The organism is Pseudomonas sp. KH_046_2, assembly GCF_057838985.1.
The window spans coordinates 38,220-54,862 of sequence record NZ_JBYQOW010000002.1 but is presented as its reverse complement, the minus strand read 5'-3'; the positions used below and the strand labels follow the sequence as shown (position 1 = coordinate 54,862).

Annotated in this window: 16 protein-coding genes and 1 pseudogene; 14 read left to right on the top strand and 3 right to left on the bottom strand. The window is 51.2% G+C overall.

Translation table 11 applies throughout. The features are described from left to right. Positions 1–81: 81 nt before the first annotated feature. Complete coding sequence (locus tag AC3IX1_RS28965; RefSeq protein WP_431357355.1) at positions 82–1,269, top strand: OprD family porin; 1,188 nt, start codon at positions 82–84, stop codon at positions 1,267–1,269. Here the strand turns inward: AC3IX1_RS28965 and AC3IX1_RS28960 are convergent. Further along, a complete protein-coding gene (locus AC3IX1_RS28960; protein WP_431357354.1) occupies positions 1,248–1,508 on the bottom strand; it encodes a hypothetical protein in 261 nt (86 codons plus the stop codon). The two genes, AC3IX1_RS28965 and AC3IX1_RS28960, sit on opposite strands and share 22 nt — an antisense overlap. A gap of 515 nt (positions 1,509–2,023) precedes the next feature. Between AC3IX1_RS28960 and AC3IX1_RS28955 the strand changes: the two are divergent. The 6 genes and pseudogenes from AC3IX1_RS28955 to AC3IX1_RS28930 all read left to right on the top strand — a co-directional run. Further along, positions 2,024–2,161: pseudogene (locus AC3IX1_RS28955) on the top strand (IS5/IS1182 family transposase); the annotation flags it as partial. A 267-nt stretch (positions 2,162–2,428) separates the two neighbouring features. Further along, a complete protein-coding gene (locus AC3IX1_RS28950) occupies positions 2,429–3,151 on the top strand; it encodes an SPOR domain-containing protein (RefSeq protein ID WP_141651782.1) in 723 nt (240 codons plus the stop codon). 245 nt (positions 3,152–3,396) lie between these two features. Further along, complete coding sequence (locus tag AC3IX1_RS28945; protein WP_019694554.1) at positions 3,397–4,248, top strand: MinD/ParA family protein; 852 nt, start codon at positions 3,397–3,399, stop codon at positions 4,246–4,248. Positions 4,249–4,308: 60 nt separating this feature from the next. Continuing rightward, positions 4,309–4,683 (top strand): chemotaxis response regulator CheY, encoded by a 375-nt coding sequence (locus tag AC3IX1_RS28940; RefSeq protein WP_019694555.1) that lies wholly within the window; start codon positions 4,309–4,311, stop codon positions 4,681–4,683. 258 nt (positions 4,684–4,941) lie between these two features. Further along, the gene (locus AC3IX1_RS28935; RefSeq protein ID WP_019694556.1) at positions 4,942–5,283 is read left to right on the top strand and encodes a hypothetical protein; all 342 of its coding nucleotides are present in this window, start codon (positions 4,942–4,944) and stop codon (positions 5,281–5,283) included. Positions 5,284–5,428: 145 nt separating this feature from the next. Continuing rightward, positions 5,429–5,746, top strand: a complete 318-nt coding sequence (locus tag AC3IX1_RS28930; RefSeq protein ID WP_019694557.1) for a hypothetical protein — start codon at positions 5,429–5,431, stop codon at positions 5,744–5,746. Between the two features lie 323 nt (positions 5,747–6,069). Here the strand turns inward: AC3IX1_RS28930 and AC3IX1_RS28925 are convergent, their stop codons facing one another. Next, on the bottom strand, positions 6,070–6,684 hold the full coding sequence (locus AC3IX1_RS28925; RefSeq protein ID WP_019694558.1) for a recombinase family protein: 615 nt from the start codon (positions 6,682–6,684) through the stop codon (positions 6,070–6,072). Between the two features lie 268 nt (positions 6,685–6,952). On the opposite strand from AC3IX1_RS28925, the gene AC3IX1_RS28920 reads away from it, so the two are divergent. From AC3IX1_RS28920 to AC3IX1_RS28900, 5 genes are all read left to right on the top strand, one after another. Further along, positions 6,953–7,255 carry a hypothetical protein gene (locus tag AC3IX1_RS28920; RefSeq protein ID WP_489388862.1) on the top strand — a complete coding sequence of 101 codons (303 nt, stop codon included), beginning with the start codon at positions 6,953–6,955 and terminating at the stop codon, positions 7,253–7,255. Positions 7,256–7,380: 125 nt separating this feature from the next. Continuing rightward, positions 7,381–8,130, top strand: coding sequence for a hypothetical protein (locus AC3IX1_RS28915; RefSeq protein WP_489388861.1), 750 nt, complete (start codon positions 7,381–7,383; stop codon positions 8,128–8,130). Positions 8,131–8,263: 133 nt separating this feature from the next. Continuing rightward, a complete protein-coding gene (locus AC3IX1_RS28910) occupies positions 8,264–8,419 on the top strand; it encodes a hypothetical protein (RefSeq protein WP_489388860.1) in 156 nt (51 codons plus the stop codon). Between the two features lie 15 nt (positions 8,420–8,434). Continuing rightward, complete coding sequence (locus AC3IX1_RS28905) at positions 8,435–8,917, top strand: thermonuclease family protein (protein WP_489388859.1); 483 nt, start codon at positions 8,435–8,437, stop codon at positions 8,915–8,917. Between the two features lie 564 nt (positions 8,918–9,481). Beyond that, positions 9,482–10,219: an HNH endonuclease gene (locus AC3IX1_RS28900; protein ID WP_489388858.1), complete on the top strand. Its 738-nt coding sequence runs from the start codon at positions 9,482–9,484 to the stop codon at positions 10,217–10,219. A gap of 233 nt (positions 10,220–10,452) precedes the next feature. On the opposite strand, the gene AC3IX1_RS28895 is transcribed toward AC3IX1_RS28900, so the two are convergent. Beyond that, a complete protein-coding gene (locus tag AC3IX1_RS28895) occupies positions 10,453–13,200 on the bottom strand; it encodes an nSTAND1 domain-containing NTPase (RefSeq protein ID WP_489388857.1) in 2,748 nt (915 codons plus the stop codon). Between the two features lie 633 nt (positions 13,201–13,833). Between AC3IX1_RS28895 and AC3IX1_RS28890 the strand changes: the two genes are divergently transcribed. Both AC3IX1_RS28890 and AC3IX1_RS28885 read left to right on the top strand, forming a co-directional pair. Beyond that, a complete protein-coding gene (locus AC3IX1_RS28890) occupies positions 13,834–14,505 on the top strand; it encodes an HpcH/HpaI aldolase family protein (protein WP_489388900.1) in 672 nt (223 codons plus the stop codon). A gap of 21 nt (positions 14,506–14,526) precedes the next feature. After that, a complete protein-coding gene (locus tag AC3IX1_RS28885; RefSeq protein ID WP_489261425.1) occupies positions 14,527–16,635 on the top strand; it encodes a TonB-dependent receptor family protein in 2,109 nt (702 codons plus the stop codon). Positions 16,636–16,643: the final 8 nt, after the last annotated feature.

Genomic DNA, 16,643 nt, shown 5'->3' with positions numbered 1-16,643 from the left:
TCGAGAATAAAAACAATGAACCACATCCAATTGATTGGATCGCGCCCACTCGCGTGCTTGTTCGCCGCCCCCTATCTGTTTATGGCTTCTGCGGCCATGGCGGCCGGCTTCATCGATGATAGCAAGGCCCGGATTGAAATGCGCAACTTCTACCTCAACCGCGATTTCCGTCAGGACAATGCACGGCAGGCCATGGCCGCTGAATGGGCCCAGGGCTTCACGGCGCGGGTCGAGTCTGGCTACACTGATGGCGCGCTCGGATTTGGCCTCGATGCCCTCGGGAAATTGGGGGTCAAGCTCGACTCCAGCCCTGACCGGCGGGGAACCGGTCTGCTGCCATATGGCCCCGACAGCCACGAACCGGCCGACGAGTTCAGCACGCTGGGCTTGACTGCTAAGCTACGCGTCTCCAAGAGCGTGCTGCGTCTGGGCACCTTGCAGCCATTGCTGCCGATTGCCATCTACAACGACACCCGCTTGCTCCCCTCGACTTTCCAGGGCGGCATGTTTACTTCCCTGGACGTGGAGGGTCTGACTGTCGACGGCGGCCGCTTGACCCGCACCAATCTGCGCGACTCGTCGAGCAATGACGACATCGGTTACGGCGCTGCCAGCAGCGATCACTTCGACTTTGCCGGGGGCAGCTACGCAATCAGTCCGCAGCTCGCCATCAGCTACTATTATGGTCAACTCGATCAGATTTACCGTCAGCATTACATCGGTCTGGTGCATAGCCAATCGCTGCCCGGTGGTTTCAGCCTGCGCAGCGATATCCGTTACTTCGACAGCAGCGGCGATGGAAGACAGCGCGCGGGTGAGATCGACAACCAAAATCTCAACGGCATATTCAGTCTCAGCCACGGCGCCCATAAGGTCAGCGCGGCCTGGCAATCCTTATCCGGCGATAGTGCCTTCCCCTTCCTCAACGGCGGAGCGGCCTACGTGGTCAACCTGGTGACCCTAAACGACTTCACTCGAGCCGAGGAGGACTCCTGGCAACTACGGTATGACTACGACTTCGTCGCCCAAGGTATTCCCGGACTAACTTTCATGACCCGCTACGTCGACGGCCGTAATGTCAGGACAGCGACGACTCGCAGCGGCGAGGAGTGGGAACGCGATACTGACCTCGCCTACGTCGTGCAGAGTGGTAGCCTAAAGGGGCTGAACCTACGCTGGCGTAACGTGACTTTTAGATCTGGTAATGGCCTCACAACGGATATTGACGAGAATCGCCTGATTCTGGGCTACACCTTAGCGCTCTGGTAAGGCCCACCGCTCGCCAGAGCCAATAGCGAGCTAGCTGCATTCTCTGGACAACGGTGCTCCATCTGTTGCGACTGCTGAGCACTTTGCTGCTGGGCCACACCGGCGTTATCTCGCAGATACGCTGCCGCCAGCCCCAGTGATTGGGCAGAGCCGAGCATCTCCCCGATCAAGTGGCGCACTTTTCCGGTAAACGTATTGAAGTCCTGAGCTAAAAGACTTAGCTCGTCACGACCAGACACCTTTAACTGACAGGTCAAATCCCCTTCGCTACTGGCGATAGGTACCGTCGATGAATGCCCACTCAAAGTCGGGCTCCTCGACCAAGGCGTTGAAGGGGGCGTGCCGAGTTAAGGCAAAAATTAGGACATTTGCTTCGCAAACGGTTGTTCCGTGCAATCCTCCTCAAGTCCTCCTGAATGGAGGGCCACCTCGGACAAGCCGCGCACGCAAATCGCGTTGTCTCAGGAATTTTCAATCCCAACAAGTAGTTGCAGACCAAATGAGTGAATTTTCCCTTATCTCGGCATGACCCCAAAAGCACACATGGCTATTTCAGACCATCCCTAGAGAGGCGCCGCTGGATAGCGATAGAAGCCCTCGATGATGTCGGTCTTTCATCAGAAACTTGTCTTTATATTGACGCCAATATTACGCCCCCCCCAGTTTGATGCTAAAATGCCACTTCTTGGGGGGGCCTGAAAAGCCCGCTGTACCTGGTGATATAGCATGTCCTCCGAATCGAACTGTGGAACCTATGAAGCAGATGTCCTTTCCGACGTCGAGTACGCTGGCAAGCGTAAGCAGACCCGCCGCGAACGTTTCCTGATTGAAATGGATCGGGTTGGGCCATGGCTTGATTGCGTTGATCGAGTCGCATTATCCGAGGGCAAAGGAACTTTGCAGAGGGTTGGTTAGAGCACCACGAAACTGACCACGATGTTTGCTCTATCAAGCCCTATGGATGGCTCAAAATCAGTTTTTGATCGCAGGAGAGGTGCGCCTGTGAGACGGAAAACTTCTCTTAAAGGCGCTGGTCGTTGAAAAAAATTGATGTGAATCTTGAAAAAATGCCGTTTTCCGTGGGGCCATCGTTCGATGAAGAGGCCCTGCTATGGACCTGGATAGACTGCTCTACTTCAGAGTTCTATAGGGGGTTTTTATGTGGAATCTAAACTCAAAAATTATTATTCTTGGATTGATCATACAAGCATTAGTACTCGTAGCGGTGTTTTTTACAAAAAATACTATTGTGTGGTGCTCTGAGAAAAATCATGGACATTCAAGCAGTACATTAGAAATTAACCATGCTGAAGATGCCTCTTTAAGAACACTGCTAAGCCAGAAATTTGGCGATCTACAAAGCAATCTAGGAACTCTCACCTCATCTAAATTTACGGATTTAGAAAATACATCAGATAACGCTGACTTTCGAGATATAAATTCCATGACTGTTTGGTTACGGTACCTGCTGGTAGCAGGAGGATTTATAGGGTTGGCGGGATTGCTAGTGATGTTTTTTCGCAGAAAAAAATCGGCTAGCAATGTATCGGAAAAACCGTTTCATCTCTGCTCTCTCAGACCGGTTTTAACGCCGCTATCGTATCAGTTATGCTTTCAATGCAGCGCATTAATAAAGCATTCAAAGAATAAAAATCGCTTAACCGAAATCGCCGCCATTTGGGTGATAGAAATTACGCTATCTAGCGCGTTAACCCGTAAAAAATCTGCTGCAGCGATTAAGATAATGCACTTACCAACAATTCGATTGGAAAACGATTTTATTGTCGTTGGACCTTACAAAAGCAAATCAGAAGCCGCAAAAATAGTTAGTAAGCTGCACGAAGATTACAATGTGAGAGGCTGGATAACACCAGGAAATTGACAATTAAAACGATACTTAAAAAATAAACGATTATCATTAATGCGTCAGTTTTGTTATCCGGGATAGCTTGAAGAAAATACAGGGACTAAGGCGCAAATCGACGGGATTTTACAATCAGTTTGATCAGCTTAAATTAGCAAAACATAAAATCGTGCTTCACCACAATCAGGGCAGAAAAACCGCCTTATATTAAATGTCGAAGACAGAAGAAGGTCACAACCCTAAGTGACTAAGAGGTAAGAGAAATGAACCGCATGCATCCAGTGCAGGTCATTGCTGTGACAGGTGGCAAAGGTGGTGTCGGTAAGACCAATGTAGCAATAAACCTGTCCCTGGCATTGGCTGAGCGTGGCCGAAAAGTCATGCTGCTTGATGCTGATCTCGGTCTGGCAAATGTAGATGTTTTACTCGGATTAGCCCCCAAAAAAAACCTTGCCAACGTAATCAAGGGCCAGTGCGAACTGCAGGATGTGCTTCTGCGAGGGCCTCGCGGAATCAGCATCGCTCCTGCAGCTTCGGGCTGCCAAAGCATGAGTCATCTAACGTCTGCTCAGCACGCCGGAATAATTCAAGCCTTTGGTGATGTCGACGAGAAGCTCGAGGTGCTGGTCATCGACACGGCCTCCGGTATAGGTGGTTCAGTTATCAGTTGTATTCGTGCATCCCGCGAAGTGTTGATGGTCGTATGTGACGAGCCAACGTCACTTACCAACACCTATGCGCTGATTAAAATACTCAGTCATTCTTACGGCATCAATCGTTTCCGCATACTCGTCAACATGACACAAAGCCCCCAAGAAGGGGTCAACCTTTTTGCTAGGTTGATCCGTGCTACGAATCTTTTTCTTGATGTAATCTTACAATATGTTGGTGCCGTGCCTTATGATGAATGCATGCGCAAGGCTGTGAGAAAACAACGTGCTGTATACGATGCTTTTCCTCGTTCTCAGTGCTCCCTGGCATTCAAATATATAGCGCATAAAATAGATGCTTGGCCATTACCGGTGAGTCCGTGCGGGCACTTGAAGTTTTTTGATGAGCGATTGTTAACATCGCCAATGCGGCGAGACAGCCGTGCGTTTTGTGATTTAAGTTGAAAAGTGCGTTCAATTGATGTAAATAGTGAAAATTATTTAGAGGTTACATTGAATAAAAACATGAAAATCCTCATCGTTGATGACTTTTCAACGATGCGACGGATCATAAAAAACCTGTTGCGTGATCTTGGATTCACTAACACGTATGAAGCAGATGACGGAACGACTGCGCTACCGATGCTGAAAAACGGCAGTTTCGATTTTCTAATCACTGACTGGAATATGCCTGGTATGTCCGGTATCGATCTTTTGAGTTATGTGCGTGCTGACGATCGTATAAAACACCTTCCGGTTTTAATAGTGACCGCCGAAGCTAAACGTGAACAGATCATCAAAGCCGCCCAAGCTGGAGTGAACGGTTACGTAATCAAGCCCTTTACTGCGCAAGTATTAAAAGAAAAAATTGAAAAAATTTTTGAACGCATTAATAATTAGGTGGTTTCGCTTAGTGAATTTAAATAATAGATTTTTTAATCTATTGGTCAAAAAGAATTTAGGCTAAATAATTAAACTACAGGACATTCTCAATTTAGGTAAATTGAGTCTTCCGGAAATGGTATTCAGCCGCGAACTCTACGTAGCTGCTGCCTCGATCATACCGACCGGTTCCGGGTTGTTGTGCAAAGCGGAACAGTGCCGCTCGTTAGACGATGTAAACACGCCAGACGAAATGGACATTTGAGGATTATCAGCATGGACGAACGCAAAGAACGAGAGCTGAAAAATTACCTCGACCTGCTGTTCTGGATGGAAACGGCATCGTCGGCTGAGATCCAAGGGACATTGGCGGTCGCGTCTGGTGTGACTAAGGAAGACCTTCATTTGGCCGTAAAGTGCATGATGGAATCATACCGGCCTGGCCTGGCGCGTTACTTTCCCCATTTGAAGCCGAACAGATCATTTCTAGCAGAATTGCGCTACCAACACGCAGCGCTGGCCGAAGCGATGCAGCTACTAGAGGACTCGTTGACGCAGCGCAAGCACGACCCGTCTTTATCACATGAAGGGATGACCCCGCCTTGCTCTGAGGTGTGACTCGGCGGGCGCGACCGTTGCCCGTGGTAGGGCGGAGCCCTACGACTTTGATTTAGGGGACAGACAATATGCTTCCGTGTCTGCGGCTTGCAGCTCCTGTGCGCTTGCCATATAAACGCGCTTTTTCACCGATGGAGTGCTGACCATGAGCAGCGGATTGACCGAGGATGACATGCGTCAAGCGCTGGGCCTGGATGTCGCGCCTCTTTCCCCTTCACCCTCGCCTCAGCCAACGGCGGTGGCCGCCACGCCAAAACCGCGCCCCCCGGCCAAGGCGAAAGCGCGCACGCCCAAGCTGCGGGTCACGTTGTGTGTCAGCCAAGAGTTTGAAGGCGAAACCACGCTGTTGACCCATGAGGCCGATACCTTGAGCCGCTTCGACGCCGAGCAGCAAGCCAGGACACTGGCCAAGCAAGCCAAGTACCGGTACGTCGAGCTGGTGGCGATCACGCCCATCGAGTAGGGCTGTAGCATTTTCCGTGACCTTTGCTCTGGATATTTGGCAAAAAGCCACCATATCGAATGAGCAGCCAATCGCGGCTGTTCATTTGGAGAAACACCATGGCACTGCCAGCAGGAACCACAGCAAACACCGGTGAAAGCTGTCCACAAGGTGGTATTTGGCACCCAATCGGCAAGCAAGGTGCTTTGACCACGGTGTTCACCTTGAATAAAGCGCTTCATGGGCGATCCCTGCGATGAAATCCTCAGAAATCATAGCAAGGGTTCGCGGAGGCGTTTTTATACACTCTGGGCCGTAGTGAGCCATTCGCCTCCAGGTCAAGATCAGCCCCGTGAAAGCAACTTCAGGCCATCTGGACGCAACTCGCCCTGTGGCGAGACGTGCCGGTACAATGTCTGTCGAGTGACGCCGAGTTCCTCACACAGACCGCCAACCACGGTTTCCGGCTGCCCCATCGACGCCATGGCCAATCGCAGTTTCGCTGCGGTCATCTTGAACGGCCGCCCGCCGTTCCTGCCGCGTGCTCGTGCCGATGCCAATCCTGCCATCGTGCGCTCGGAAATCAACTCCCGCTCGAACTCGGCCAGCGCAGCAAAAATACCGAATACAAGCTTGCCCGCGGCAGTCGTCGTGTCGACCGCCGCACCGTGACCGGTCAGGACTTTCAATCCCACGCTACGCGCAGTCAGGGCGTGCACGGTGTTGATCAGATGGCGTAGATCGCGGCCGAGCCGATCGAGCTTCCACACGAGCAGCGTGTCGCCTTCACGGAGGGCCTTCAGGCAAGCAGCCAACCCCGGTCGATCATCGCGTCGGCCTGAAGCCAGATCCTCGTAGAGATGTGAAGGACTCACCCCGGCGCCGATCAGTGCATCGCGCTGCAGATCGGTGGATTGGGATCCGTCCGCTTTTGACACTCGCATATAGCCGATCAACATCTCTTCACCTGTCACATATACGTTCGATTAAGTGACAGTTTGAGTCGGAAAGCTCTGACCGTCAAAAATTGTCACTTAACCCGTCACCTAGTCTAAGACATGTAAAGGGTTAGTAAGGATCATAATGTGACAAAAATTCCGGGGGAATCCGCTCGTTGGCAAACATGGCATTAAGTCTGTGCGGAAACCTGTGATCCCTACCCACAAGATCCTCTCACTTGCAGTTAATGCTGGTTGGCGACGATGGAATGCAGGTTGGTGCGGAACAATGCAGGTTCATTCGCAGCTAACGCTGGTTTGCCGGGCCGGACAGTCGCAGTTAATCCTGGTCGAAAACGGCGCTGATTGCAGGTCGGAACGTTTTCGTTTGCAGGTCGTTACAGATAAGGAAAGCGTGATCGTTACTTCGAAGCGCGGTCCGCAGGTGGTCAACCGTAATTATGGGGTCTTCGGACTGGATCTCCTTCCAAAGAAGATCGAGCAAGCGACGGCTAAATTTCGCAGTTGGTCCGATGACCAAATCAAGCAGTACCGAATGAGCCATGGCCACTGCGTGGCAACAGCGTACTGAAACCAACCACTCCAAAATAACTGCCCCCGCGAGGGGGTTAAACCCAGTCCCTGACGTCATGGTTCGCATGAAACTATGAGTCTGGGCACCGCACTATGCTACGCATTGACTAAGGATTCCGGCTAATGAGTACCAAAATCTACAACGGGTTAATTCTGCGTGATTGCTCGATGGAGCAGGCGTTTAAGAAACTTGTTTCTATCAAGCGTCGGTGCGTTGAAGCCGCCGAAAAAGCTGCTGCAAGCGTGTGTGCCCGTGAAATGGCTTATTCGGCTGACCTGGCGGCAAATTTCTGCAAGCTGGGGACGCGCGAGCAGCCATTCAAAGCATGGACCCTCATTGAAAAGTTCCAGACAGCTAAAATTTCGGTACTTGGAAAAGGTGTCCGGAATACTGAGTGGGATTTCACTTTCGACATTTGCCTGATGCCATCTGGCAACGATGTTTTGGCCATCTACTACGTGGAAGCGGATCTTGGCTACCGAGAGACATTGTTAAGCGTTGGATTTCTCGACTACAGCTATCAGAACTCAACGGATCGTCCGGATGACATTCCTGAGGCCCAATGGGAGCTGCGAAAAGCTGCTTGGAATGCTGCATTGCCAGGCCGAACAGCTCCTCGTGACGCGGGGCTGACCTATACCGTTGTGTCCTGGGATGACTACAGCTTGGTTTTTTACAATCCGAGCCTGATTCACAGTCAGATCCCTGATCCTGAACTCAGGAAAAAAAGAGTCGCAACACGCCTGACAGAGCTGGAAGTTTGTTCTCATCCATTAAAAGTGGCTTTGTTCGAAATCGTTGACCTGGTTCATGAGCGCGCTCCCCTACGGCAGCCCGATGTAATTCTCGGGGAAATCAGTTGTGAATACTGAGGATCCGAGCTGCGAGCAAGGGATGGTCAAAGCCCAATCTCCATCTGTCGTAAGCAACTTCATCTTCAAACACCTGCCACGCGAATGGGGCCGGTACTGATCCGCCAAGTTGCTGGCCACAGGTGCTTACGCCGTGATGGTTGAAGATGACCGCCCCAAAATTGAATGTGTTCGCCGCGCGATTCGGCGCCTGATTGCCTTCACCGCTTTTTGCATTCCTTTCGAGCTGCCTAAAAAGGTCGCTGTGATGCACAAGTCGCCATCGTTGGATGATTCTGAAAATGAGTAAACCTAGGGCTATCGCATGCTTTTAATACGTTCTCTGGCGATTTTTACGTTCTGCGCCGCAATCATCACTCCTCTGGCGGGCCTATCTGAAGAAAGGTTTCAGGGGCGAACTGTGGCGGTGCTTGATGGTGACACAATCGATGTGGTTACCGATGAGCGTGAGAAAATTCGTGTTCGTTTAGCGGGTATTGATGCGCCTGAAAAAAGCCAGGCTTACGGCCAACGATCGAAGCAAAATTTGGCTGCCATGGTCGGTGGAAAAACGGTTGAGATCGTTGAGCGCGGCAACGATCAGTATGGCCGGACGGTGGGATCGATTTCGGTTGATGGTATCGATATAAATGCCGAGCAAGTAAAATCAGGTTTTGCTTGGGTTTACTCACGGTACAACCGTGACAATGAGCTCCCTTCGCTCGAAGCGCAGGCGCGACGCGACCAATTAGGGTTGTGGCAGGACAAGAATCCAATTGCTCCGTGGCTGTTCCGTCGAAATGACTAAAAGTGAGCGGCTATCCGTTGATGGCAAACAGGAGACCAGGATAAGCGAAAATTGATTTTTTGCGGTCGTTCAACGGGAATGACCTTATTAGTTTTAACGACGATAGTACTGGTGGCGGTGGCCGCTGGGGCGGCAGCTTCATTGGCAGAGTGCTTCTAAGGCTTTTAGTAGGGTGACAGTCCAAACGAGCTGGTGAAGCATTCTGCCAATGAAATTGAAAGCGCAATAAACAACGGGCTCTTTTAGAGCCCGTGTTCGTTTCACAGATTACGGGTGGTCTAGGTCCTCTGCTCAACTCTCGACCATTTGTTCAAACAACCACCGTAGTATCTCCCTCCAAGCGATCCGGAAAATCCACTGAAGACATTTCTTAAACCTACTGCGTAATTTTGACATGCTGTTGCTCCATTCGTGACGGCACCGCGCAGCAAGGGGAGGCGGGGCCGGATCGGTGGAACCCCGATCGAATGGTCATTTACAGTTTTCATTTGGGGCTTTTTTTCAACATTATTTGGCACCTGGATTCAACAAATCAGGGTGCCGCGCGTGCAATAGGAGAAGCCAATGGGGAGTAAGAAATACCGCGACAAAACCTGCGTGTATTGCGGTAAAGAAAAGTCATCGACTACTGGTGATCACGTCATCGCTCGCGAATTTTTCCCTACGGATGCACGTCAAAACCTGCCCCAGGTGCCGTCCTGCGTAGCATGTAATAACGACAAATCGTTCATTGAGCACTACCTCCTAGCGGTGCTGCCGATCGGCGGAAGGCATGAAGGTGCGGCTACCGCGATCGCCGATCAGGTAGTGCCGCGCTTGGCAAAAAATGAGGCGTTGGTACGCCAGATCGAAGCCGGACGTCAGCAGTACTTCGTGTTGGACGAAACCCGGACTTGGTCATCGGGGATGATCACGCCGTTAGATGGAAGCAAGCTGATGAAGCTTGCATGCTTAATTGCCCAAGGACTCGCCTGGCACCACTGGAAGATCCAGCTCGCACCTGAGGCTCTTGCCGATGCAAAGCAGATGAAGGCTGAAGGGGTGCGCCACTTCAGGGGCGAGATATCGGGGCATAAGGCGGGGGAACAGGTGAAGGTCTCTTTGGGAAACGGTGTCTTCCAGTACCACGGGGCGTACCAGAGGACCAACCCAAAGAAGACAATATGGGAGATGTCGTTTTTTGGCGGAGTCGAAGTGGGCCCCATTAATATGAGAGGTGAGTCGACGCGCTCTGTTTTCGTTGTAACAAGTAACGAGAGAGAGTGGTATACGCACATACAGGGCACGAATAATCAAGGGTGATTGGTGCGAGCTTGAATGCACAAGTCGGCTTTCGAAATAATCGCGAAAACAGCGCCTCTCCTACGTCATCAGCCCCAATCAACCGGGGCTGTTGTGTTCTAGGGACGGAATTTCCTATGCTGTGCGACTCTCGGCCTGCATGCGCTTCAAGCAACGCTGCAGCGCACGTGATCCGGGTAATTGCGTAACGAGTGATTGATTGCCAAGCTGCAGTTATGTACTTTGGGCTTCTGCTAGCTGAGCATTGCGTCCTTAATATTTTTTTTGCTCTCTATAATCCATTTTGCCCAAGACAAAATCTCTCTACCGCTACGCAGTGCTGATGCTTCCCCCCAGTTTAATGCGTATTTGGTTGTGAGAAGCGCACCTAAATCCTTTGCATGAATATTTGGCGTAGCTTTAATTATTTTGTCCACTTCCAACATTATTAGCTCGGAGGAGGCTATAGATAGAATAGCATCAAAATGTGAGGCGTATTTTGCGACTTTTCCGTTGTTCAAGCTAAAACTAGTAGTATCTTGTGCGGCTAGTTCAAATCTAGCTAGGATTCGTAAAGCGTTAACATAGCCAGCCGGATATTTATCAGCTTTCTTGATGGTCTTATGAGCTTCAAGCCATTTTAGGCACTCAATTGTTACAAGGGGTGAGGCAAGCGGAGAGAAAATTTTGGTTGATCGGCGTCTTCTGGATGTTTTAATGCCGTCTTTAAGAACTCCGCCTTGGTCTCGATATATCCAACCATTTAGAGAGCTAACAAGGAAGCCGCAGAGTTCAAGCCATTTGCATATCCTCAGCGTGTACACATGCCAGGTTTTTTCGGCATAGGTGCTGTTAGGGAAAATTTCTTGAAGAATAGCAATTGCATCGCTGAGCGTCATGATCGAATTTGATGTGCGATCCTGGATTGCAAGCGTGAATGCATGTTTTTTGAATTTTTCTCTAACGGCTTGAAGTATCGCTACTTCATCGCCTTGGACTAGGCCAGGATTTAGTTGGTAGGTTCCGCCTTCTCGCGTGGCCACACCAAACATATTAATATCTGTGCCTGTGTTCTGAATGGAACCTTCTGTCAATCCTGAAATTGTCACGAGGTCGTGCGTGGACAGTGGTTTGTTTGCTTGCAGCAGTTTGGCGACTTTTATCACGGACGCCGGTTCTGTGGATGGTAGATAACGTAACGGGATTACAGGAACCTTTTGTGTTAGCAGATACTCTCGGAAGATATCCCAGTACACGTTTAATCTGTCACCACTTTTAATTACAAGTCTGCGGTGCATCAGAGAATCTAATGCTTCAGCGCTTGAAGACTCTATTACTTCAAACCAGTCTACCGGAGCCCTTTGCGCGACTATATTCAGGCATGCACGATCTGCTTTGCTAAGTTGATTTAGATCAGTGTCAAACAAACTTGCAATGTCCAATTTGTTTGCTAAAAGTTTTTCTTGGTCAGCGCCAGACTGAATTTTTTCATAAATATGTATGCATAATTTTTTCAATAACCATGGGTAACCTTGGCTACTCACAATTAAGTTGTGTCTCAAATCGTTTTGAAGTTTCTGTCCGAGTTCTTTTTCAAAAATATTAATTGCGGCGTTAGATTCATTATCAGAAAATGGTGAAAGCTTTCTGGTAACTCTATAGTCTGATAGTTGATGCCAAAAAAAGTAAGCCGGATGGTCGCCCTGGGTGGTGCTGTCACTTTTCCATGCAAATCCTAAGCACAGGCAGCTACATACGCTCGCCGCATTGAGTAGTAATGATTTAGCTCTATTGAAAACTTCAAAAAGCTCTGGTTTCGAATATAGTTCTTCGAACTGATCGAAAATTAGAACAATTAATTTTTTTTGCGCGGCGACACTAGCTAAGTAATTTTTTAATGATGTTGAGTTTAGCGGGTTACTTACGTCAGATACGACGAGCTCAATCGACGCATCGCCATAGCCTTGAGTTTGTGCCGCAGATAGACATTTTAGCAGTGCTGAATAAATATAGGATGGACCTGTGGCTGCTCGGACGTCCACAGGGAATATGAAGTATTTGTTCCTATTCTGGACATTCCTCGACTTGTCAGAAAGCTTCGCTACCAGTGAGCTTTTGCCCATGCCGGAGTCTCCGGTGAGAGCAAATATTCTTGTTGTAGTAGACTGGGAGAGCACTAGCTTGAAAAAATCAAAAACAAAATTTATATCTTTAGCGCGTCCTACAAAGTCTTGAGGTCTAGCGGGACGATAATCGCTCCACTCAACGCCTGTTTGTACTTGAGCTACCTCTCCAACATCTTCAGCCACTGGTAGAATCGGCTTGACTGTGCTGGCAGTTTGAGCTTCAAATTCCAGTGATCCAAGCGATGTGTCAGTTCCCAATAAGTTCGCTGTCAATTTGGAGTCTGTTACTGGCTCGTTGTTAGAGGCGTAGTAGAAAATAACTTTGTTAGGGATACCCCCTGCCAGGATTGTTACAGCCCATAGATTCCCATAGGGGGTGACTAACAACACCCAGCCACCTAAAAGATTCTGGCTGTTGCAATAATCAAGTGCTTTTTGCTGTGGAGGTTCTTTAATCACATTTGCAGCTATTAATGCATTTATTACGTCTTTAGGCTCATAAAAGCTTAGGGTCGTGGCTTGAGCGGTGGGTTTGTTTTGCCATGTCTCCATAAAGCCTTTGGCTTCTTTGCCATATTCAGCGGTGCTGACTAACCATGCTTCTGAGTACTCCATCAAAGCTCGTGTGCCGGCTAGATTTTTAAGTATATTCGCGTCTATTGGCTTATCCCTGTATGCCTTACACTCGACGTAAATTTCCTTTCCGCTTATTTTGTGTTTGCAGAGGAGGTCAAGCTCGACTGCCGTGAAACGAATTTCATTTATAACTTCATATGATTGGGCAGATAAGAGTTGAGCCGTCAACTTTTCCAGCAGATCGCCTTTCTCTTTAGTTGAGGCCGAGCTTGGCAGGGCGACTTCAATTTTAATATCCATTATTTAGTAACGCTCTTTTGGCAGTCAACGTTTTAGACACAATATGATTCATACTACTCCTGAAGCATGGCGCAACGCTACTACGCGGCACACTAGAAGTGCTATCTTGATATCGCTGCTAAAAGGTTGCGCGTCTTGACGCCAAGAGTAGAAATCTACACCGAGGTTCTTTTGCGGATTTCGGCCTGCTGGTTCGGGGTGAACGGCAGCGGTTCCTTTTATGCTGACCAATTATGTAAACAAATCTTGTTAGACAACGAAAAATAAGGCCCTTGGAGAGTCAAGGCTTCTAAAAAGTGGAAATTAATACCCGAGATTCGACGAGGTGTTTACAAAACTCAGAAATCGCCCCAGCCCCCCCTCATATGCCATCGGGGGAGTCGTGGCGGGAATCCGGGGCGAATCAGTGAACAGCATTACACCAAGAACGGGATTTTTATGAGGACCATCACGAATATCACGAATCGGCGACTAAAAATGTTTACTTATGATTGTGAATGATTATTATTAACGCGCATCCACCCTGAAGGATCTGCGTCAGTGATACGAACCTCTCCGGTGTTTTCCCGGTTACAAGCAGGGAACAACGTCTATGGCTTGCTCAATTCTCTACCTTCACCGATGCTCTGCGAAATGCTCGCGTTTGCGGGCTACGACTTCGTGATTCTCGATCTTGAGCACTTACTGCGCTCCGAAGAAGACATCATGCATTGTGTCCGCGCGTGTGAGGCCGCTGGCATTTCGCCTTGGTTGCGCATACCTCAAGTGGACGAAAAACTGATCGGTCGGGCACTGGATGCCGGTATCGAAGCCATCGTCCTTTCACGCACCGAAAGTGCTGCGCAAGTTCAGCGAGCCATCGAAGCGGCCTTCTTCCCCCCCCTGGGGAAACGCGGAATAACCGGTGGCCGTATTACCGGATTCGGTCGCCTGCCCTTACCCGAATACATTGATCTGGCCAATCGCCAGACGCCGATTATTCCCATGATCGAAAGCAGCGCCGGGGTCGACGCTCTCGGCGAAATCCTGCAACTGCCGGGCGTCGGCATGATTATGGAAGGCGCACTGGATCTGTCGCTCGATCTCGGTCTGGGACCCGACCCTCTCAATCCCCAAGTCTGGCAAACGCTGCAATACATGGCTGATGCCTGCCTCAGCGCCGCAATACCATTCTGCGCAAACCCCCGCACTGCTGAACAGAACACGCTGTGGCGCGCTCGCGGGGTCCAAAGCTTTCTGGCCGGTGAAGACCGGGGATTGCTGCAAAACGCATTGAAAGCCCGCCTGCATTCTCTCCAACAGTAAAAATGAGCCAACGTAGTCCACATGAAAACAACAACAAACTCCCTACATTTTTCACTCAGTCTTATCACTTTGGGCATCTGTCACAGTGCCATGGCCGCCGATCAATCCGTCGAACTGTCCACCGGACCTGCCAACGGCCTGTCACTGGCGCCCGTGGTGATTCAGGGTGACGTTCTCGGCACGGCCAGCGATCAGGAGGTGCGTACCTATGCCGGCAGCCGCAGCGTTGTCGACTCCAGCGAACTGAAAAAAGCCAGCGTCCGCGGTGTGGACGACGCGCTGCAACGGGTACCGGGCATCAAGATCTTTGACGAAACCGGCACCGGCGCCTTGCCACAGATATCGGTACGCGGTCTGTACGAGAGTCGTAGCGGCCGGATTCAAGCTTTGTCGGATGGCATTCCACTAGCACTGGCGCCGTACGGCCAGACGGGTCTGTCGCTGTTTCCAGTGACCATGGCCACTGTAGACCGTATTGATGTCGTGCGTGGGGGCGCAGCGGTGCAATACGGTCCGAACAACGTTGGCGGGGTGATCAACTTCATCAGCAAGCCGATTCCGCGCGAGTGGGAAACCACTCTGCAGGAGAAGTTGACGTTCAACGCTGGCGGGCGCCAGTTGTGGGACAACTATGTGGGCACCGGCGGCTACCTGACCGACAACTTCGGCCTGCAACTGGACCTCAATACCCTGGGGGGCGAATACGGGCGCGAGCACTCCGAGACCGATGTGCAGAACTACCGTCTGCGCGGCCAGTGGAACATCGACGACGATCGCGATCTGAGCTTCGGTATCCAGCACTACAAGGCCGATATGGACCTGGCCGGAGCACTCAGCGTGCAGGATTACAAGGATGATCCACGGCAATCGACGCGTCCGCTGGACCGCTTCGAGGGCGACACCAATCGCGTGTGGGGCACCTACACCCAGCGCCTGGGCGCCATGGGGCCGTTCGACTCAGTAGAATACAGCTGGACCAACTTCGCCCACGACAGCTACCGCAACTTCGTGGTCGGCCTGCCGTTCACTCCGGACGGTACGGCGGTGACCAAACAGGACGGCCCACGCGACTTTAAAGTCTGGGGCACGGAGCCGCGCATCAGTGCCACTATCGATGGCGACACGGTTGGCCAGACCTGGTTGCTGGGCGCCCGTTATGTCAGCGAAGACATCGACTACAAGGTCAACCGCCAGCGCGTCGCTACCGGCGTGACGACGCCGTTCCGGGACTGGAAGTTCGATGACGACGCCCGCGCGTTCTACCTCAGCAACGCCATCAGCCTGCTCGATCATCGCCTGACCATCACCCCCGGCGTGCGCTACGAAAACGCCCGCATGGATTACGCAGACGGCATCACCGGGTTCTCGCGCGAGAACAAATCCGAAGAATGGCTGCCGGGCCTGACTGTTGGTTATCAGGCGACCGACGCCTGGTACGTCTACGCCAACGCCCAGAAGTCCCTGCGTCCACCGCAAGTCACGCAGATCGTCAAGGAAGGCGATGTCGGCGCCGAACTGGCGTGGAACTACGAGACCGGCGTGCGCTATACGCCATGGGACGGCATGCGCGTCGACTTCAACTTGTACCGCATCGATTTCGACGACCAAATCAGCTACAACGCCACGACTGACCGCTTCAATAACCTTGGCAGCACACGTCACCAAGGTTTCGAGAGCGAGATTTTCTGGACGCCGCAAGCTCTACCTGATCTGGACCTGCACGCCAGCTATGCGTACCTCGATGCCAAGCAACGCAACGGCACGTTCAAGGACAACGAGGTGCCTTTCGCTTCGCGCAATCAGTTCACGGTTGACGGTCGTTACCGTTTCGCCGAGCACTGGACCTACAACCTCGACGGCTTGTACGTCAGCAGCGCGTACACCGATGCCGCCAACTCCGGCGATGAAAACGCCACTGCCAGCGTAGGCAAACTGCCTGCTTACTGGCTCTGGAACACCGCCCTCGAGCGTGAGTTCAAGCTGGCAGACAAGAGCGTCCTGACCGCGTCCGCGGGCATCAGCAACCTGTTCAACCGCGAGTACTACTTCCGCGGCATCGACACCAGTCCATGGGGTCGTCAACCCGCGCCCCAGCGCTCGCTCACTCTAGGCGTCAACTACCGCTTCTAAACCGCGCA